General features: G+C 63.4%; 19 protein-coding genes. 13 read left to right on the top strand and 6 right to left on the bottom strand.

The genetic code is table 11. The features are described from left to right. The first annotated feature begins 638 nt into the window (after positions 1-638). From bioA to bioB, 4 genes are read left to right on the top strand one after another with little or no spacing between them, the layout of a single operon-like run. The gene (gene bioA / locus P3T16_RS02365) at positions 639-1,985 is read left to right on the top strand and encodes an adenosylmethionine--8-amino-7-oxononanoate transaminase (protein WP_429341024.1); all 1,347 of its coding nucleotides are present in this window, start codon (positions 639-641) and stop codon (positions 1,983-1,985) included. Further along, positions 1,985-3,169 (top strand): 8-amino-7-oxononanoate synthase, encoded by a 1,185-nt coding sequence (bioF, locus tag P3T16_RS02360; RefSeq protein ID WP_429341023.1) that lies wholly within the window; start codon positions 1,985-1,987, stop codon positions 3,167-3,169. The genes bioA and bioF overlap by 1 nt, the downstream gene beginning before the upstream one ends. Beyond that, the gene (gene bioD / locus P3T16_RS02355; RefSeq protein WP_429341022.1) at positions 3,166-3,921 is read left to right on the top strand and encodes a dethiobiotin synthase; all 756 of its coding nucleotides are present in this window, start codon (positions 3,166-3,168) and stop codon (positions 3,919-3,921) included. The genes bioF and bioD overlap by 4 nt, the downstream gene beginning before the upstream one ends. 3 nt (positions 3,922-3,924) lie before the next feature. After that, positions 3,925-5,004: a biotin synthase BioB gene (gene bioB / locus P3T16_RS02350; protein WP_429341021.1), complete on the top strand. Its 1,080-nt coding sequence runs from the start codon at positions 3,925-3,927 to the stop codon at positions 5,002-5,004. Positions 5,005-5,127: 123 nt separating this feature from the next. Here bioB and P3T16_RS02345 read toward each other — a convergent pair whose 3' ends face one another. From P3T16_RS02345 to P3T16_RS02335, 3 genes are all read right to left on the bottom strand, one after another. Then, positions 5,128-6,153, bottom strand: a complete 1,026-nt coding sequence (locus P3T16_RS02345) for a sulfate ABC transporter substrate-binding protein (protein WP_429341020.1) — start codon at positions 6,151-6,153, stop codon at positions 5,128-5,130. Between the two features lie 265 nt (positions 6,154-6,418). Beyond that, positions 6,419-7,117 carry a hypothetical protein gene (locus P3T16_RS02340; protein WP_429341019.1) on the bottom strand — a complete coding sequence of 233 codons (699 nt, stop codon included), beginning with the start codon at positions 7,115-7,117 and terminating at the stop codon, positions 6,419-6,421. Between the two features lie 49 nt (positions 7,118-7,166). Then, positions 7,167-7,769, bottom strand: a complete 603-nt coding sequence (locus tag P3T16_RS02335; RefSeq protein WP_429341018.1) for an RBBP9/YdeN family alpha/beta hydrolase — start codon at positions 7,767-7,769, stop codon at positions 7,167-7,169. A gap of 205 nt (positions 7,770-7,974) precedes the next feature. On the opposite strand from P3T16_RS02335, the gene P3T16_RS02330 reads away from it, so the two are divergent. From P3T16_RS02330 to P3T16_RS02300, 7 genes are read left to right on the top strand one after another with little or no spacing between them, the layout of a single operon-like run. After that, positions 7,975-8,421 (top strand): VOC family protein, encoded by a 447-nt coding sequence (locus tag P3T16_RS02330; RefSeq protein ID WP_429341017.1) that lies wholly within the window; start codon positions 7,975-7,977, stop codon positions 8,419-8,421. Between the two features lie 31 nt (positions 8,422-8,452). After that, entirely contained in the window at positions 8,453-9,394 is a 942-nt protein-coding gene (locus P3T16_RS02325) for a 2-hydroxyacid dehydrogenase (protein WP_429341016.1), read from the top strand. A 40-nt stretch (positions 9,395-9,434) separates the two neighbouring features. After that, positions 9,435-10,361, top strand: coding sequence for a hydroxymethylglutaryl-CoA lyase (locus P3T16_RS02320; protein ID WP_429254963.1), 927 nt, complete (start codon positions 9,435-9,437; stop codon positions 10,359-10,361). Positions 10,362-10,407: 46 nt separating this feature from the next. Then, the gene (locus P3T16_RS02315; protein WP_429341015.1) at positions 10,408-10,938 is read left to right on the top strand and encodes a YbaK/EbsC family protein; all 531 of its coding nucleotides are present in this window, start codon (positions 10,408-10,410) and stop codon (positions 10,936-10,938) included. 2 nt (positions 10,939-10,940) lie between these two features. Continuing rightward, positions 10,941-11,201, top strand: coding sequence for a DUF1289 domain-containing protein (locus P3T16_RS02310; protein ID WP_429341063.1), 261 nt, complete (start codon positions 10,941-10,943; stop codon positions 11,199-11,201). Next, positions 11,198-11,647, top strand: coding sequence for a MaoC family dehydratase (locus tag P3T16_RS02305; protein WP_429341014.1), 450 nt, complete (start codon positions 11,198-11,200; stop codon positions 11,645-11,647). The genes P3T16_RS02310 and P3T16_RS02305 overlap by 4 nt, the downstream gene beginning before the upstream one ends. After that, positions 11,644-12,561 (top strand): MBL fold metallo-hydrolase, encoded by a 918-nt coding sequence (locus P3T16_RS02300; protein WP_429254966.1) that lies wholly within the window; start codon positions 11,644-11,646, stop codon positions 12,559-12,561. The genes P3T16_RS02305 and P3T16_RS02300 overlap by 4 nt, the downstream gene beginning before the upstream one ends. Positions 12,562-12,856: 295 nt before the next feature. Here P3T16_RS02300 and P3T16_RS02295 read toward each other — a convergent pair whose 3' ends face one another. Beyond that, entirely contained in the window at positions 12,857-13,762 is a 906-nt protein-coding gene (locus tag P3T16_RS02295) for a DMT family transporter (protein ID WP_429341013.1), read from the bottom strand. A 114-nt stretch (positions 13,763-13,876) separates the two neighbouring features. On the opposite strand from P3T16_RS02295, the gene P3T16_RS02290 reads away from it, so the two are divergent. Next, entirely contained in the window at positions 13,877-14,359 is a 483-nt protein-coding gene (locus P3T16_RS02290; RefSeq protein WP_429254968.1) for an Lrp/AsnC family transcriptional regulator, read from the top strand. Between the two features lie 24 nt (positions 14,360-14,383). On the opposite strand, the gene P3T16_RS02285 is transcribed toward P3T16_RS02290, so the two are convergent. Continuing rightward, positions 14,384-15,274: an alpha/beta fold hydrolase gene (locus P3T16_RS02285; RefSeq protein WP_429341012.1), complete on the bottom strand. Its 891-nt coding sequence runs from the start codon at positions 15,272-15,274 to the stop codon at positions 14,384-14,386. A gap of 299 nt (positions 15,275-15,573) precedes the next feature. On the opposite strand from P3T16_RS02285, the gene P3T16_RS02280 reads away from it, so the two are divergent. Then, positions 15,574-16,527: an NAD(P)H-dependent flavin oxidoreductase gene (locus P3T16_RS02280; protein WP_429341011.1), complete on the top strand. Its 954-nt coding sequence runs from the start codon at positions 15,574-15,576 to the stop codon at positions 16,525-16,527. A gap of 60 nt (positions 16,528-16,587) precedes the next feature. On the opposite strand, the gene icmF is transcribed toward P3T16_RS02280, so the two are convergent. Then, positions 16,588-19,971: a fused isobutyryl-CoA mutase/GTPase IcmF gene (gene icmF / locus P3T16_RS02275; RefSeq protein WP_429341010.1), complete on the bottom strand. Its 3,384-nt coding sequence runs from the start codon at positions 19,969-19,971 to the stop codon at positions 16,588-16,590. Positions 19,972-19,998 lie beyond the last annotated feature (27 nt).

The raw sequence follows: 19,998 nt of genomic DNA, 5'->3' as shown, positions 1-19,998 counted from the left end.
CGGAACGGACGACATTTCGGCGCCTTTCTTTTGCCTACTTTTCTTTGGCAAGGACAAAGAAAAGTAGGTGCCGCCCCGCACAGGGGCAACGCTAATAGACCGACGTGAATACAAGGAAAGGCCAACAAAAGGCTCAAGACGCACAGGAAGAAGCGCCCGAGTGCAAGGACGCCCCGAAGAAAGTCCCCTTGGGGAAGAAAGAAAAGCAGGTGCCGCCCCGCACAGGGGCCAACGCCAATAGACCGACATGAATACAAGGAAAGGCCAACAAAACCAGAACAGACCAAAACCAAAACCAAAACAAGCAAAGACCAAAAAGCAAAAGCACAGGCAAGGACCGAAAAAAACCAGCCCGCCCGCCGCCCAAGGCGCAAAACAACCGACATCGCACAAAGATTTCCCCCGACCTACCCCTTCACTTTGCCGTCGTCAACTCCGCCCATTTCCCTCCTTCTAAAACGAACAGACCCGACCTGCGAACAACATCGCAAAACCCCAACCCGCGCAGCGAAAAGCGGCAAATTTCCCCTAATGCAAACAACAAAATAAACCGCTAATCTCGGTCCCGCCGCGGCCGGAAAAGGCCGCCCCCACCCCGTCGCGACAAAAAAAACATCCGACGAATAGACAGAAACCGCATGAGCATGCGCACCAACGAAGACTGGATCACCCGCAGCCTGCGTGCCGTCTGGCACCCCTGCACCCAGATGAAGCACCATGAGAGCCTGCCGCTCATCGCCGTCGCGCGTGGTGCCGGCCCGTGGCTCTATGACCGCGAAGGCCGTCGCTATCTCGACGCCATCAGCTCCTGGTGGGTCAACCTCTTCGGCCACGCCAATCCGCGCATCAACGCCGCGCTCAAGACGCAACTCGACACGCTCGAGCACGCAATGCTCGCCGGTTGCACGCACGAGCCCGCCATCGAACTCGCCGAACGTCTGCACGCGCTCACTCAACACACACTCGGTCATGCATTCTTCGCGTCGGATGGCGCGTCCGCAGTCGAGATCGCGCTCAAGATGAGCTTCCATACATGGCGCAATCGCGGCCACGATGAGAAACGCGAATTCGTCTGCGTCGCGAACAGCTATCACGGTGAAACGATCGGCGCGCTCGGTGTCACCGACGTCGCCCTCTTCAAGGACGCCTACGATCCACTGATCCGCAACGCGCATGTCGTCGCGTCGCCGGATGCGAGGCTCGCCCGCGAAGGCGAAACAGCCGCAGACGTCGCACAACGCGCGCTCGATAATGTGCGCGCCCTCTTCGACTCGCGCGCCAGACACATCGCCGCGCTGATCGTCGAGCCGCTCGTGCAATGTGCAGCCGGCATGGCAACGCACGACACGTCGTACATCGCCGGCTTGCGCGCGCTGTGCGACCAGTACGGCATCCACCTGATTGCCGATGAAATCGCCGTCGGCTGCGGTCGCACCGGTACCTTCTTCGCGTGCGAGCAGGCAGGCGTATGGCCCGATTTCCTGTGCCTGTCGAAAGGGATCAGCGGCGGCTATCTGCCGCTGTCGATCGTGCTCTCGCGCGACGAAATCTTCGAAGCCTTCTACGACGACGATACCGCCCGCGGCTTTCTGCATTCGCATTCGTACACGGGCAATCCACTCGCGTGCCGCGCCGCGCTCGCCACACTTGACCTCTTCGAGAGCGATAACGTCCTCGCCGCCAACGCGAAAAAATCCGCAGCGTTACGCGCAGCACTCGAACCGCTCGCAACGCATCCGCATGTACGAAACCTTCGCCAGTGCGGGACGATCTTCGCATTCGATGCCTTCATCGAAGACGCGACCCAGGCAAAGACCTTCTCGCGCCGCTTCTTCGAAAACGCGTTGCAGCGCGAACTCCTGCTGCGTCCGATCGGCACAACCGTGTATCTGATGCCGCCCTACATCCTCGACGACGCAGAACTCGCGTTGCTCGCATCACGCACGCGCGCAACGTTCGACGCCACACTCACGGGAACCTGCTAATGCAATTGCTGGACACACTCACACAAGGCCTGAACGATATCGACGCACGCGGTCTGCGACGTCGTCGTCGCACGATCGACACGCCGTGCGCCGCGCACATGACCGTCGACGGTCGCGAGATCATCGGCTTCGCCAGCAATGACTATCTGGGTCTCGCCGCGCACCCGCAACTCGTCGCGGCCATCGCCGAGGGCGCGCAACGCTACGGCGCGGGCAGCGGCGGCTCGCATCTGCTCGGCGGCCATTCGCGCGCGCACGCACAGCTCGAAGACGATCTCGCCGCGTTTGCCGGTGGCTTCGTCGACGCACCGCGCGCGCTGTATTTCAGCACCGGCTATATGGCGAATCTCGCAACGCTGACCGCGCTCGCCGGCCGCGGCACGACGCTCTTCTCCGATTCGCTGAACCACGCGTCGCTGATCGACGGCGCGCGCCTCTCGCGCGCCGATGTGCAGATCTATCCGCACGGGGACGCTGACGCGCTCACAGCGATGCTCGAAGCATCGGATGCCGCTGTGAAGATGATCGTCACCGATACGGTCTTCAGCATGGACGGCGACATCGCGCCGCTCACCGCACTCGTCGCGCTGGCGGAAAAGCATGGCGCGTGGCTCGTCGTCGACGATGCGCACGGCTTTGGCGTACTCGGCCCGCAGGGACGTGGCGCGATCGCGCATGAAGCACTGCGTTCGCCACACCTCGTGATGGTCGGCACGCTCGGAAAAGCAGCGGGCGTATCGGGCGCATTCGTGGTTGCGCATGAGACGGTGATCGAATGGCTCGTGCAGCGCGCGCGTCCGTACATCTTCACGACGGCGTCGGCGCCTGCCGTTGCACATGCGGTATCCGCGAGCCTGCGCATCATCGGCGGCGACGAGGGCGATACGCGTCGCGCGCATCTGCAGACGCTGATCGAACGCACGCGCGCGATGCTGAAGACAACCTGCTGGCTGCCGGTTGATTCGCATACCGCCGTGCAGCCGCTCATCATCGGCGCGAACGAAGCGACCCTCGACGTCGCCGCCGGACTCGATCGCGCCGGCCTGTGGGTGCCGGCGATCCGGCCGCCGACGGTGCCTGCGGGCACTTCACGTCTGCGCATTTCGCTGTCCGCCGCGCATTCGCATGAAGATCTCGACCGGCTCGACGCGGCATTGAAAACGTTGAGCGGGTGCGTTGCATGAACGCGCCGTTGTCCGTATTCGTCACCGGTACCGATACCGAGATCGGCAAGACGCTGGTCGCGGCGGCGTTGCTGCGCGGCTTCGCACGCAAAGGCCTGCGCGCAGCCGCGATGAAACCGGTCGCCGCGGGCGCGTTCGAGCGCGATGGCGTGTGGCACAACGAGGACGCCGATCAGCTCGACGCGGCGGCGAACGTGTTGCTTCCGCCCGGGATGCGCACACCGTTTCTGCTTCGCGAGCCTGCTGCACCGCATATCGCGGCCGCGCTGGAAAACGTGTCGCTCGATATCGCGCATATCGCGAATTGCCACGCGCAGGCGATGAAGCTGGCGGACGTGGTCGTCGTAGAAGGCGTCGGCGGTTTTCGTGTGCCGCTCACCGATGCGCACGATACGGCCGACCTCGCGCTCGCCCTGAACCTGCCGGTGGTACTCGTCGTCGGCATGCGGCTCGGCTGCATCAGCCACGCATTGCTCACCGCAGAAGCGATCGCCGCACGCGGGTTGACACTGGCGGGCTGGGTCGCGAACCGCGTCGATCCATCAATGAATTTCGCCGACGAGAACATCGCCACGATCCGCGACTGGCTGGACCGGCATTACGACGCGCCGCTGCTTGGCACCGTGCCGCATATGAGCCCCGCTTCGCCCGACGCCGCCGCGAATCATCTCGACATCGCCACCTTATTGCACGCGCTGCGCGAAGCGACGGGCAGCGCTGAACCCACATCGAACTCCGTCTACAAGGATTGACGCATGACCGAACTCCATACCGAAGCCACGCCAGGCGAACCGTCGGCGCAGAATGCGGCGAACGTTGCGGATGCTGCGAACGCGACGTCATCGCCCGCTCGCTGGCGCGTCGCCGACATCGTCGCTTTGTACGAACTGCCGTTCAACGATCTGCTGTTCCGCGCGCAGCAGGTGCACCGCGAGCATTTCGATGCGAACAGCGTGCAGTTGTCCACGCTGCTGTCGATCAAGACGGGCGGCTGCGAGGAAGACTGCGCGTACTGTCCGCAGTCGGTGCATCACGACACGGGCCTGAAAGCCGACAAGCTGATGCCGGTCGATGACGTGCTCGCCGCTGCACGCGTCGCGAAGGAAAACGGCGCGACGCGCTTCTGCATGGGCGCGGCCTGGCGCAATCCAAAGGACCGCCACCTGGAGCCGATCAAGGAGATGATCCGCGGCGTGAAGGCAATGGGTCTTGAGACCTGCGTCACGCTCGGCATGCTCGAACCGCATCAGGCGCATGGCTTGCGCGAAGCGGGCCTCGATTACTACAACCACAACCTGGATACGTCGCCGGAGTTCTACGGTCAGATCATCTCGACGCGCACTTATCAGGACCGACTCGACACGCTCGAACGCGTGCGCGACGCAGGCATCAACGTGTGCTGCGGCGGGATCGTCGGACTTGGCGAATCGCGTCGCGAGCGTGCCGGCCTGATCACGCAGCTGGCCAACATGGAGCCGTATCCGGAATCGGTGCCGATCAACAACCTGGTGCAGGTCGAAGGCACGCCACTCACCGGAACTGAACCCCTCGATCCATTCGAATTCGTGCGCACCATCGCGGTTGCGCGCATCACGATGCCGAAGGCGATGGTCCGCCTGTCAGCCGGACGCGAACAGATGGACGAGGCCCTGCAGGCGATGTGCTTCCTTGCGGGCGCGAACTCGATCTTCTACGGCGACCAGTTGCTGACCACCAGCAACCCGCAGGCGGAAGCCGACCGCAAACTGCTGGAGCGACTCGGCATCCGTGCCGAAGCGTCGCAGCAAATGCCACTCGATCAAAGCGGCTGCGAGCATGGCTGCGACCGGCACTGAGTCTCCCGGTTCGGCGCTGCCATTGCGCAGCGCCGCTGCCTGAATGCGAAAAGGCCGCCTGAGCGATTGCTCAGGCGGCCTCCTTGTTTGTGCTGCTGCAGACGCCTGCGCGCGGTCAGCCCGTCATTTCCGGTCGACGATGATCTGATCGAACGTACCGCCATCCGAGAAATGCGTCTGCTGCGCCTTCTGCCAGCTGCCGAATTCCTGTTCGACGGTGAACGTCTTGAGCGGCTTGAATTCGCTTGCATGCTTCGCGAGCACACTCGCTTCGCGCGGACGCAGATGATGCTGCGCGATGATTTCCTGCGCGGCCGGCGAGTACAGAAACTCCAGATACGCCTGCGCTTCCTTGCGTGTGCCGCGCCTGTCGACCACCTTGTCGACGATCGTCACCGGCGGCTCAGCCAGCAAACTGATCGACGGATAGACCGCTTCGAAATTGCCCGCGCCCACACCCGTGTCGATCAGCGACACCTCGTTCTCAAACGTCACCAGCACATCGCCGATATCGCGCTGCGTGAACGTCGTCGTCGCGCCGCGACCGCCCGCGTCGAGCACCGGCACATTCCTGAAGATGGCCTTTTCGAAGTCGAGCGCCTGCGCGTCAGTGCCGCCGTGCTGCTTGCGATAGCCCCACGCCGCCAGATACGTGTAGCGGCCATTGCCCGACGTCTTCGGATTGGCGATCACGACCTGCACGCCGGGCTTCGCGAGGTCGTCCCAGTCCTTGATGCGCTTCGGATTGCCCTTGCGCACGAGGAACACCATCGTCGTCGTGTACGGCGCGCTGCCGTTCGGCAGACGCTCGCGCCAGTTCGCGGGCACAAGCTGGCCGCGCTCGGCGAGCAGGTCGATGTCATTCGGCTGGTTCATCGTGACGACGTCCGCCTGCAGACCCTGCGTTACCGAGAGCGCCTGCGCGCTCGACGCGCCGTGCGACTGGCGGATCGACACCGTTTCGCCCGTCTTCTGTCTGTATGCGACAACGAAGCTCGCGTTGATGTCCTTGTACAGCTCGCGCGTCACGTCATAGGACACGTTCAGCAACGACGTGTCCGCCCACGCGCTGCTCACGCCGCCTGTCGACAGCGTCAGCGCTGTCATGCCCGCTGCCAGCCAGCGCGCTTTCCCCGAATTGCCTGCCATTGCGTCTCCGCTCGTTGATGATGAATGCGTGCGCCGCCTGCGACTGATCTGCGGCTCAAAGCGCGATTTTATCGGATCACCTGAAGGGCTGCCGCTACGGCGTGAGGTTTGTCCTACGCCGTTTGATCGAGTGCCCGATATCGTCTGGATTCCGTACGATAGGCTCGTTACCCTTATCTCACAGCCTTACGGGGTCGTTCGCTTGAGACTTGCGAATGAATCTGTCAATTTTGTTCGCGGGATGGTTCGCCACACAATGAAAGCCCTATACGATGATTCTCCAAAGTTGATCGATGCGAGCGGGCAGGAGAGGCCGCATCCAGCATTTCGCCGAAGTCAGGGGAGTGATATGGCCATTTACATCAGCAGGCTCGACGCCGCCATCCGGCAGATCAAAGAGGATGTCAAAGGTTTGCGGCAGGACATTCGTGACCTTCGCGATGTGATGTTCAACAACCTCCGCGAACTCCGCGCTGAGTTTCGGGCCGATCACAGTGCGCTTAGGGATGAGGGGCGCGCTGACACGGGTGCCGTGCGGACTGAGGTCCATACTGATATCAGCGAACTTCGAACCGGGATGGGCCAGTTCCGAACCGGGGTTCACGCTGACATCGGCGCACTCCGGACTGAGGTTCGCGCCGATATCAGCGAGTTCCGGACTGAGGTTCGCGCCGACATCGGCGAACTTCGAACCGAGATGAGCCAGTTCCAAACCGGAGTTCACGCTGACATCGGCGCACTCCGGACTGAGGTTCACGCCGACATCGGCGAGCTCCGGGCTGAGGTTCACGCCGACATCGGCGAGCTCCGGACTGAGGTTCGCGCCGATATCGGCGAACTTCGCACAGAGACGGGCGACCTCCGAACCGAAGTCCGCGCCGATTTCCGCGAACTCCGCATGGAAATCCGTCTCATGTGGGCCGGGTTCTTCGCGCTGGGAGGCGTCATGGCGAAAGGATTTCACTGGTTCTGACCGGCACGGCATCGCCAACGCGTAGCAATTCCCCGTCTCATCAAACAAACGCCTGCGCCGCCGGTTCGACCGCCTCCTCGCGAAATCGCAGCGGCGCCGCGCAATGCACCAGCGTATCGACGAAGTACTTCGCTCGCGGCCAGGGGCCAAACCCTGCCGCAGTATTGATGTGTCCCGCATCACCCAGATTGACGAACGCGCTGCCGAGACGCTGCGCGAGTTCCCGGGCGCCGGCGAGCGGCATCCACGGGTCGGTTTCGCTGCCGATCAGGATTGACGGCACGCCAAGGCGTCGCGCTTCGAATGCGCCGGCGAACGCGAACTTCTCGGGACTCGCTGGCGCGACGAACAGCACGCCAGCGACATCGGCCGCGTGCGTAGCCTGCTGCAACGCATGGGCCGTCGCGAGGCAACCGAAGCTATGCGCGGCGAGTACGTGCGGACCGCGCGCGCGCGCGATCAGGTCGCGAACCGACTGTGCCCAGCCGTTGAGGTCAGGCGCGTCCCAGTCGGCCTGCTCGACGCGCAGCGAGCGGGCGAACTGTCGTTCGAGCCAGGTTTGCCAGTGCGCGCCCTCGCTGCCATGCAGGCCGGGCACGGTGACAAGGCGCGGCGGCCATGTCGATTTACTGCACGAAGACATGATTCTTCTCACGAGCGTGATCCGGGAGGTCATTGTGGCGTGCAAGGCCGTACCGTCGAACTAATTTTTCGTGCTTTGTTTATCGTACGATCAGCGAGGCGGCTCCGCGGTTCAGCATCCTGCGTACAACCTACCGCCATCCGGCTCGCGCGCGTTGCCTCCCGAAAAAGTAGAATGAAGCCTGTCCATAAAAGGAGAACGCCTCATGTCGTCGACACCGTCCGGACAGGCGCGCCCGCTGCAACCATTTCACCTCGCGTTTCCGGTGACCAGCCTGGAAAATGCCCGCGCATTCTACGGCGACCTGCTCGGTTGCCCTGAGGGCCGCAGTTCGCCGGAATGGGTCGACTTCGATTTCTTCGGCCACCAGCTGGTCGCGCATCTCGCGCCGAACGAAGTGAGCCGCGCGGGCGTCAATGCGGTCGACGGCGACGACGTGCCGGTCCGTCATTTCGGCGTCGTGCTGACGATGGATGACTGGCACGCCCTCGCGGAGCGTCTGAAGGCCGCCGGCACGCGCTTCATCATTGAGCCGCACATCCGCTTCAAGGGCGAGGTCGGCGAGCAGGCGACGATGTTCTTCCTCGATCCGTGCGGTAATGCGCTCGAATTCAAGGCATTCAGGGATATCGGGCGACTCTTCGCCAAATGACACGCACCGGACGCCAAAAATCGACGAGCGTATGAGAATACTTTTCTACATGCCGCATTCGGACGCGGGTGCGTGGCTTCACGACTTCGCCCGCGCGCTGCCCGACGCCGCCCTGCGCGAATGGCAACCAGGCGATCACGCACCGGCCGATTTTGCCGTGGTCTGGCGGCCGCCGCGCGAGATGTTTGCGGGCCGCGACGACCTGCGCGCCGTGTTCAATCTGGGCGCGGGTGTCGACGCGATTCTCGCGCTTGAACACGCGCATCCCGGCACATTGCCACGCAGCGCACAGATCGTGCGTCTCGAAGACTCGGGCATGGCGCCGCAAATGGCCGAATACGTTACCCACGCGGTGCTGCGCTACATGCGTCGTTTCGACGAATACGAACGCCAGCAAGCCGAACGCAGCTGGAAAGAGCTCGACCCGCATCCGCGCGCCACATTCACCGTCGGCGTGCTCGGGCTAGGCGTGCTCGGCGCGCATGTCGCGAAGACGCTGGCGTCGTTCGGTCTGCCGGTGCGCGGCTACAGCCGCAGCGCCAAACAGATCGACGGCGTGTCGACATACGCAGGCGATGCGCATTTCGATGCGTTTCTCGACGGCGTCAAGGTACTGGTCAATCTGCTGCCCCATACGCTGGACACTCGCAATGTGCTGAACACCCGCACTTTCGCGAAGCTCGCGCACGGCGCGTATCTCATCAACGTGGCGCGCGGTGGGCACCTCGTCGAACAGGATCTGCTCGACGCGCTCGCGCGCGGCCAGCTCGCTGGCGCTACGCTCGACGTTTTCCGCGAAGAGCCCTTGCCGCCCGATCACCCGTTCTGGCAGGAGCCCCGCATCACGATCACGCCGCATATTTCAGCAGTGACGTTGCGCGAAGACAGCGTCGTGCAGGTCGCGCGCAAAATCGAAGCGGTGATGCGCGGCGAAACGGTCACCGGTGTAGTCGATCTCGCGCGCGGATACTGAACACAATCAACAGGCCGCCTCGATGCGGCAGGAGACAGTCATGGCGTTGCCTCAGGCAGTGAAAATCGTCGAAGTCGGTCCGCGCGACGGGCTTCAGAACGAAAAGGAGTTCGTGCCCACGAACATCAAGATCGACCTCATCAACCGGCTGTCGGCCGCGGGATTTCGCAATGTCGAGTCTGCGTCGTTTGTGTCGCCGAAATGGGTGCCGCAGATGGCTGACGGCGCTGAAGTCATGGCCGGCATCGAGCGCCGCCCGGGCACACTCTATTCGGTGCTCACGCCGAACCTGCGCGGCTTCGAGGGCGCGCTCGCCGCGAAAGCCGACGAAATCGTGATCTTCGGCGCAGCGAGCGAAGCGTTCTCGCAGAAGAACATCAATTGCAGCATCGCGGAAAGCATCGCGCGCTTCGAGCCGGTCGCGCAAGCCGCGAAGGACGCCGGGCTGCGCATTCGCGGCAGCGTGTCGTGCTCGCTGGGCTGCCCGTATCAGGGCGAGGTGCCGGTGGCGTCGGTGGTCGATGTGGTCCATCGCTTTGCGGCGCTGGGCTGCGATGAGATCGATATCGCCGATACGATCGGCGTCGGTACACCGAAGCGCACGCGCGAAGTCTTCGAAGCGGTGACAAAAGTATTCCCACGCCAGCACCTGTCGGGCCACTTCCACGATACGTACGGCCAGGCGCTCGCCAACATTTACGCCGCGCTACAGGAAGGTATCGAGATCTACCACGCGTCGGTGGCGGGGCTCGGTGGCTGTCCGTATGCGAAAGGTGCGACGGGCAACGTCGCGACCGAAGACGTCCTGTACCTGATGAACGGCCTCGGCATCGCGACCGGCATCGATCTCGCGCAGGTTGTCGCGATCGGCGATTTCATCTCGACGTCGATCGGAAAGCCGAACGTTTCGCGCGCCGGCAAGGCGCTGCTCGCAAAGGCGCGCAGCGAGCAGGCGTCGTGCATTTGACGCGATGCGAACACCCGCAAGCCACAGGCAATACGGAAAGACAGACATGACGGAAAGTAACGCCACGATCTCCCAGGAAACCGAAAACCTCGAGGCACTCCCCGATTCCGCACGGCGCGTCGCGCTGCTGCTGCGCGAGCGCGGTCACGCAAAACCGGTTGTCATGCTGCCGGAAACTGGCAAGACGTCGGCGGAAGCGGCGGCTGGACTGGGCTGTTCGGTCGCGCAGATCGCGAAGTCGATCCTGTTCCGCCGTCGTGACGACGATGCGCCCGTGCTCGTGATCGCGAGCGGCGTGAACCGCGTCGACGAGAAGAAGGTCGCGGCACAGGTCGGCGCGATCGGACGCGCGGACGCGAAATTCGTCCGGGAGAAAACGGGCTATGCGATCGGCGGCGTATGCCCGATCGGGCACGCTACGGCGCCCGTCACGCTGATCGATGCCGACCTGCTCGCGCTCGACAGCCTGTGGGCAGCGGCCGGCCATCCGCACGCGGTGTTCAATCTGTCGCCGCAGGAACTGGTCGCGCTCACGGGCGCGCCGATCGCCGACGTCGCGCTTCGCGAACCGGCATGAGCATGAGCAACGACGGCGGCAGCGGCACGAGCGGCAGCAAAAGCAGCAGCATCGCCGGAACGGAGCACACCGCGCCGGTGCCGTCGCCGTGCATCGACGTGTGCCGCATGAATCGGGACACAGGCTGGTGCGACGGATGCCTGCGCACGATCGATGAAATCGCCGGCTGGTCGTCGTTCGACGACCGGCAAAAGCGCGCGGTCTGGGACACCATCGATCTGCGTCACAAGCAACTCGTCGCTGACAGGAAGCCGTCGACATGAACGCGCCGCCACGGGTCGTCACGATCGGCGAGACGTTTAGCAGCACGCTGGCGCTGTCGGCGGATTCGGTGAAATCGTTCGCATCGCTGGTGAGCGATCTGAACCCGCTGCATCACGACGACGCCTACGCGGCCGCGAGCCGCTTTGGCGGATTGATCGCGTCGGGCACGCAGCCGTCGGCGCATTTCATGGCCCTGCTCGCGACGCATTTCTCGACGTACGCGCAACCGCTCGGCCTTGAATTCGACATCAAGCTGAAGAAGGCGGTCTACGCCAGCGACACGCTCACCATTACGTGGCGGGTGCGCCACGCATGGTGGAAACCGAGCCTCAACGGCGACCTCACGCAACTCGACGGCGAGGTCGTGAACCAGCGCAGCGAAATAGTGCTGCTCGGCACGTCGACGATTCTTGTCATGCCGAAGCCGGAGGCCGCCGCTCGATGATCGCGCTGCCTGAGTCGATTCGCGTCTTCGAACGAGGCTGGCTGTCGTCCAACAACGTGTTGCTGGTCGACGATGTGTGTGCCGCGCTCGTCGATACAGGCTATGCCGCGCATGCGGAGCAGACAGTCGCGCTCGTCCGGCAGGCGCTCGGCGCGCGGCCGCTTGATCTGATCGTCAACACGCATCTGCATTCGGACCATTGCGGCGGCAACGCGCTGCTGCAGGCAGCCTGGCCGTGCCGCACGGCGATTCCAGCGTCGGAGGCGGACGCCGTGCACAACTGGGACGAGACGCGTCTGACCTTCCACGCTACCGGGCAAACGTGCGAGCGCTTCACCTTCACCGAAACGATCGAACCCGGCGCGACGCTCACGCTCGGTGCGCTGCAGTGGGACGTGCTCGGCGCACCCGGCCACGATCCGCATTCGCTCATGCTGTACTGCGCGGCGGAACGCCTGCTGATCAGTGCCGACGCGCTGTGGGAAAACGGTTTTGGCGTGATCTTCCCGGAACTGGAAGGTGAAAGCGGTTTCGTGGAAGAACAGGCGGTGCTGGAGATGATCGCGCAGCTTGACGTGCGGGTAGTGATCCCTGGGCACGGTGCGCCGTTCACCGACGTTCAGCCGGCGCTCGAAAAGGCGTTCTCACGCCTCGCGTGGCTGCGCGCCGACCCCGCGCGCAATGCGAAGAATGCGCTGAAAGTGCTGATCGTGTTCAAGCTGCTGGAGGTACGCGCGATGACGTTCGACACGCTGCTGACGATGCTTGACGAAGCGTCCGCGATGCGTGCCGCCGCGCGGATGCTGGCATCGCGGGAGAACTGGCCGGCGCTGCTGAAAGACCTGATCGAAGGTCTCGCGAAGAACGGCGCGCTGACCGTCGATGGCGCGCGCATTCTTGCGCCTGCTGCGTGACCCTGCAAGGCGTCCCGCCAGACAATCTGGCCACACAGACAACCGGCCGCACAAAAAAGAAAGCCGCTCACCAGCGATGGCGAACGGCGCAATTTTTGACGACGTGATCAACGTCGAAAAGGATGATACCGGGCGGACCTTTCGAACGCATCGGTGATTTCCCTACAGAACCATGACGATCGTTGTAAACCCGCATACAGGCGGGCGTTGTACGGCGCTCACGTAAGCGTCTGCAACATTCACCGACGTCACAATGCCGAATCGATCGCTATAACGATTACGGCAACACCGGCGCTCACGACTCCGAATACCGCCGCTGCCGCTGCGGCACAATGCGCCAGCCGAGATTCACGCCCGCGGCAGCCAGCAGAATCAGCACCGCGCCCGCTACCTGCACCCACGCCAGTTTCTGCCCGAACGCTACGCGATCCACGATGATGGCGACGACCGGATAGATGAACGAGAGCGCACCGGTCATCGCCGTCGGCAGCTTCTGGATCGCGCCGTACAGCAACACGTACATCACCCCCGTGTTGACGATGCCAAGCGTCACCAGCTTGAGCCATTGCGTGCCGCTCGCGGGCAGCGCGTCGAAATGGACGAACGGCGCGAGCATCACAACCCCGAGCCCTACCTGAATCAGCGCGATCAGATGCGGCGGCGTACCCTTCAGATGCTTCGTGATAATCGACGACACCGCGTACAGAAATGCCGCGCCGACCGCAAATGCGACACCTTCGAGATATTCGCCGGGTACCGCGAGTACCGCCGGTTCGACCTTGACGACCAGCACAAGCCCGACAAACGCGACGAACAACCACGCCACCACCGACGCCGTAATGCGCTCGCGAAACACGATCGCACCGAGCGCGACCAGCATGAACGGCTGCGTGTTATAGACCGCGGTCGCCATCGAGATCGACGCCCGTGAGTACGCCGCGAACAGCAGGATCCAGTTGGCGACGATCGCCACGCTGCCGAGCGCGGTGAGCCCGAGCATGCGCCACGAGAAGAGATCCCGCCGGAACAGTCCAAGCGCGGCGCAGACAATCGCGAGCGTCGCCGAGCCGAACACGCAGCGGAAAAACACCACATTCTCCGACGACTGCTGCGACGACACGACGAGCCAGCCAATCGAGCCCGACATCAGCATTGCGACAGTCATTTCGGCGGCGCCGCGCCGGATTTCGTTTGAAGCCATGATTCGATCCTTCTGCCGGTTTCTTACCTGAAAGCAGTGTAATTAATCCGGCTGCCCGAATACATGGATAAACTTAAGCAGCTGACAAAAATCACCTTTTGAACGAAGGCTGACATGACAAAACGCCTTTTCTCCGACGTCGTACCCGTCGCGCTCGACGACATCGATCGCGCCCTTATCGCCGCGCTCGCCGAAGATGCGCGCATTGCCACCAGCGAACTCGCGCGCCGGGTCGGTCTGTCGGCGCCCAGTACCGCCGACCGTTTGCGGCGGCTCGACGCGCAGGGTGTGATCGAGCGCTTCACCGTGCAGCTCGACCCGCGCGCCCTCGGCTACACGTTGCAGGCGATCGTGCGCGTGAAGCCGTTGCCCGGCCAGTTGCATCTCGTGGAAGATGTGATCCGGCGGATTCCGGAGTTCGTGGAATGCGACAAGGTGACCGGCGACGACTGCTTCATCTGCCGGCTGTATCTGCGCTCGATCGACCAGCTCGACGCGATCCTGTCGAAGGTGACCGAGCGCGCCGAGACGAGCACGGCGATCGTCAAGTCGACGCCGATTGCGCGCCGTCTGCCGCCACTGACGTTCGCGGAATAACGAACAACAACGAAGGACGCGCCGTTACTGCTCGACGGCTTCGAAAAACGCGAGCATCTCTGTCACCAGCGCGTCCGGTGCCTCTTCCGGAATGTAATGCCCGCACGGCAGCGCACGCCCGCTGACATCGCGCGCGACGTGCCGCCATTCATCGAGCGGCTTGAAGCATTTCTCGATCACGCCCTCTTCGCCCCATAGCACGCGCAACGGGCAACCGATCTTGTGACCACGCTCGATATCCGCGCGGTCGTGCTCCAGATCGATCGTCGCGGACGCGCGGTAGTCTTCGCACATCGCGTGCACCGCGCCCGGCTGACGCAATGCATCGCGATACGCCGCAAGCGCTTCGGGCGCAAACGGTGCAAGCCCTGCGTGACGGCTGCCCATCACGCGATCGACGTAGACGCCCGGGTGCGCGCCGATCAGCGTCTCCGGCAGCGGCTCGGGCTGGATCAGGAAGAACCAGTGGAAATAAAGCGTGGCGAACGTGCGGTCGGTCGCTTCGTACATCGCTAGCGTCGGCGCGATATCGAGCAGCATCAGACGTTCCACGGCATCGGGATAATCCAGCGCCATCCGGTGCGCGACACGCGCGCCGCGATCGTGCGCGCACACCAGAAAGCGGTCGAAGCTGAAGTGTTTCATCACCGCGACCTGGTCGGCGGCCATCGCACGCTTCGAATAAGGGGTGTGTGCCGCGTCGCTCGGCGGTTTCGCCGACGCACCGTAGCCGCGCAGGTCTGTCGCGATCACGGTGAAATGTTCGGCTAGCTGCGCGGCGCAGCGATGCCAGATCAGGTGCGTCTGCGGGTGGCCATGCAGCAGCAGGAGCGGCGGCCCGGAGCCGCCCTTGACGCCGAAAATATCGACATCGCCAGCAGCGACGTGAAACGGCGTGAATTCCTCGAAGGACATGGCGGGCCTCTTGTCATTTTGTACGTCCTGGCATTGTAGAAGCCGGATGTGTCTCAGCGAGGTGTCCCAGACCACCAATCCATGGAAACCGAACACTCCTTCAAACTCGCTCCGCCAGCACGTTCGTGCAATTCCCCCTATAATCGAACGATCGTTCTTAAATTTGGCAATGAAGCGGCGATGACGGAAAGCGTTCACAGCGCTCACTTCGTCGGTCGCCTTCAGCCGCTACACTCACAGGACCGGGCGCGCATATGCACCACCGCGCACACCGTTCCACCTACAAGGAGACTTGCGCCATGGCATTGCCCGCCGTCCTGCAGAATCTTGCGTTGCCCGTCGTCGCTTCGCCGATGTTCATCGTCAGCTACCCCGAACTCGTGCTTGCGCAATGCAAGGCCGGCATCGTCGGTTCCTTTCCCGCCTTGAACGCGCGCCCCGCCGAACTGCTCGACGAATGGCTCACGCAGATCCAGGCTTCGCTGGCGGAGCACAAGGCGGCGAACCCGCATGCGGTTATCGGACCGATCGCGGTCAACCAGATCGTCCACCAGTCGAATACGCGACTCGAGCACGACGTTCGCGTCTGTGTCGATCACAAGATTCCGATCTTCATCACCAGTCTGCGGGCGCCGTCGAAAGAGATGGTCGACGCCGTGCACAGCTACGGCGGCATCGTGCTGCACGACGTGATCAACCTGCGGCATGCAGCGAAAGCGCTGGAAGCAGGCGTCGACGGCCTGATTCTCGTTGCGGCTGGCGCCGGCGGACACGCGGGCACGACTTCGCCGTTCGCGCTGGTCGGCGAAGTGCGGAAGATCTTCGACGGTCCGATCGTGCTGTCCGGCGCCATCGCCAACGGCGGCTCGATCCTGGCCGCCCAGGCGATGGGCGCGGATCTCGCCTACATGGGCACGCGCTTCATCGCGACGCAGGAAGCGCACGCGGTTGAAAGCTACAAGCATGCAATCGTCAATTCCAGCGCGTCAGACATCATCTACACGAACCTCTTCACGGGTGTGCACGGTAACTACATCCGCGAGAGCATCGTGAACGCCGGCCTGGACCCGGACGCGCTGCCGGAATCCGACAAGACGAAGATGAACTTCGGCAGCGACAAGGCCAAGGCGTGGAAAGACATCTGGGGCGCAGGTCAGGGCGTCGGTCTGATGGACGACGTGCCGTCGGTGGGCGAACTGGTCATGCGTCTGAAGGAGGAATACGAAGAGGCGAAGTCGCGGCTGCGAATCTGATTCTGCGTAACAACGCCCGGCGACCGGCGGCCGGCTGGATGACAAGCCGGTCACCGGGCATCACATATTCCTTCGATACTGCCCGCCAACTTCGAACAGCGCGTGCGATATCTGCCCCAGTGAGCAGACGCGCACGACATCCATCAGTACCTCGAACACGTTCGCGTCGTCGATCACGGCGCGTTTCAGGCGAAGAAGGGCGGCCGGCGCTTCGTCGCGATGCCGCGCCTGAAAGTCGCGCAGACGCGTGAGTTGTCCCTGCTTTTCTTCCTCCGTCGAGCGCGCGAGCGCTATCGCCTGCGGTGCATCGTGTGGATGCGCGCTCAGGAACGTGTTCACCCCGACAATCGGATACGACCCGTCATGCTTCCGATGCTCGTACAGCATCGATTCGTCCTGGATGCGGCCGCGCTGATAGCCCGTTTCCATCGCGCCGAGCACGCCGCCGCGCTCCGTCAGCCGGTCGAATTCCGCGAGCACGGCAGCTTCGACCAGATCGGTCAGTTCCTCGACGATAAAGCTGCCCTGATTCGGATTCTGGTTCTTCGCGAGGCCCCACTCGCGGTTGATGATCAACTGGATCGCAATCGCGCGCCGCACGGAGTCTTCGGTGGGCGTCGTGATCGCTTCGTCGAACGCGTTGGTGTGCAGCGAATTGCAGTTGTCATAGATCGCGATCAGCGCCTGCAAGGTCGTGCGGATATCGTTGAAGTCGATTTCCTGTGCGTGCAGGCTGCGTCCGGATGTCTGGACGTGATACTTCAGCTTCTGGCTGCGCTCGTTCGCGCCGTAACGGTCGCGCATCGCAATCGCCCAGATGCGGCGCGCGACGCGTCCGAGCACCGTGTATTCCGGGTCCATCCCGTTCGAGAAGAAGAACGACAGGTTCGGCGCGAAATCGTCGACCGACATGCCACGGGCCAGATACGCCTCGACATACGTGAAGCCGTTCGCGAGCGTGTACGCGAGCTGCGAGATCGGGTTCGCGCCCGCTTCGGCGATGTGATAGCCGGAAATCGACACCGAGTAGAAGTTGCGCACATCGTGTTCGACAAAGTACGCCTGAATGTCGCCCATCACTTTCAGGCTGAATTCCGTCGAGAAAATGCAGGTGTTTTGTCCCTGATCTTCTTTAAGAATGTCGGCCTGTACCGTGCCGCGGACGTTCTGCAGCGCGTACATGCGCGCTTCGGCGAGTTCGGCTTCGGTGGGCGCGCGGTTTTCCTGTTTCGCGCGAGCTAGTACCTGGTCCAGTTGCTGATCGATCGCGGCGTTGAAGAACATCGCGAGGATCGTCGGCGCGGGACCGTTGATCGTCATCGAAACCGAGGTCTCCGGTGCGCAGAGGTCGAAGCCGTCGTAGAGGGCTTTCAGGTCGTCGAGCGTCGCCACCGAGACGCCGGAGTTGCCGACCTTGCCGTAGATGTCCGGCCGCTCGTCCGGCTCTTCGCCGTAGAGCGTGACCGAATCGAACGCGGTCGAAAGGCGCTTCGCCGGCATGCCTTCGGATAGCAGTTTGAAACGACGGTTGGTGCGAAACGGATCGCCTTCGCCCGCGAACATGCGCGTCGGGTCTTCGTTTTCGCGCTTGAACGGGAACACACCCGCCGTGAACGGAAAATAGCCGGGCAGGTTTTCGAGCATCAGCCAGCGCAGGATTTCGCCCGGATCGACGAAGGCTGGTAACGCAACCTTGCGGATCGTCGTGCCGGAAAGCGTCGACACGGTGAGCGCGGTGCGGATTTCGCGGTCGCGGATGCGCACGACGTGCTCGTCGCCGGAATAGTCGGCGACGGTTTTCGGCCAGCCGGCGAGCAATGCGTTTTCGCGGTCGCCGAGTTCGGCGGTTCTGCTTTCGATCAGCGCGTTTAAGGCTGTGTGTGTAGCGCCTTCATTCGGCACGTGTGCCTGCTCATCAAGCATCCGGCGCGCTTCGCTCAATTGCCAGCGTTCGCGTGCAATGCGCGATTGATGCGCCGTCCGCTCCCGATACGCTACGACGGTCTGCGCGACGTCGGCGAGATAGCGCACGCGCGCGGGCGGCACGATCGCGTTGCGGTCCGATGAATGGCGCACGCCTTCGAGCTTCGGCAGATGGGTGTCGCCCTCGCGCAAACCATGCGCGCGCAGTGCCTTCGACAGTTGCTGATAAAGCGCGGTTACACCATCGTCGTTGAAGCGGGATGCGATGGTGCCGAACACCGGCATGGCGTCCGGCGACGCTGAAAATTTGCCGCTATTGCGCTGCACCTGTTTCGCCACGTCGCGCAACGCATCGGCGGCGCCCTTGCGGTCGAACTTGTTGATCGCGACGAAATCCGCGAAATCGAGCATGTCGATTTTTTCGAGCTGGCTCGCGGCCCCGAACTCCGGCGTCATCACATACAGCGACTGGTCCACCAGCGGCACAATCGCCGCGTCGCCCTGACCGATGCCCGACGTTTCCACCACGATCAGGTCGAAGCCCGCCGCCCTGCATGCGGCGATCGCGTCAGGCAGCGCGTCGGAGAGTTCGCTCGACGCTTCGCGCGTCGCCATCGAACGCATGAAGACGCGCGGACCGTTGCCCCAGTCGCCGATCGCGTTCATGCGGATGCGGTCGCCCAGCAACGCGCCGCCCGACTTGCGGCGCGACGGATCGATGGCGAGCACCGCGATGTTGAGCGCGTCGCCATAGTCGAGGCGAAAGCGGCGGATCAGTTCGTCAGTCAGCGACGACTTGCCCGCGCCGCCCGTGCCCGTAACGCCCAGCACCGGAGTCTGTGTGGTTTGCTTGCGGCCGATGGGCGTTTCTGTTGACGACGATGTACCACCTGTACCACCTGTACCACCACCTGCCCGCTGACCGGCTTCAAGCGCCGTGATGCGCTGGGCGAGCTGGCGGAACGCGTGCTCCGGTTGGCAAGCGATATCAGCATCGAGCGCCGTTTCGCTGACTGCCGTTTCCGTCGAAGTCGTCGCGCACCGCGCCATCATGTCGTCGATCATGCCTTGCAGGCCGAGCCGCTGGCCGTCCTGCGGCGAGTAGATCCGCTCGACGCCATAGCGTTCGAGTTCAGCGATTTCATCGGGGACGATCACGCCGCCTCCGCCGCCGAATACCTTGATCCGCGCGCCGCCGCGTTCACGCAGCAGGTCGACGAGGTAGCGGAAGTATTCGACGTGGCCGCCCTGGTAGCTCGATACGGCAACGCCGTCGGCGTCCTCGTGCAGTGCGGCGGTCGCGACTTCGTCGACGGAGCGGTTGTGGCCGAGATGGATCACCTCGACGCCACTCGCCTGCAGGATGCGCCGCATGATGTTGATCGACGCGTCGTGGCCGTCGAAGAGCGCGGCGGCCGTCACGAAGCGCAGGCGCCGCGCGGGCCGCTGCGGCTTGCGAGGCTCAGGGGCGCTCGGGGCGCCCGGTTCACTCACGGACTGCGGCATGGAAAGATCAGTCATGTCTCCCCCGGATCGTCGAACGTATCG

Source organism: Paraburkholderia sp. GAS42, assembly GCF_050436565.1.
Classification (GTDB): domain Bacteria; phylum Pseudomonadota; class Gammaproteobacteria; order Burkholderiales; family Burkholderiaceae; genus Paraburkholderia.
This window is presented reverse-complemented; position numbering and strand designations above follow the sequence as displayed.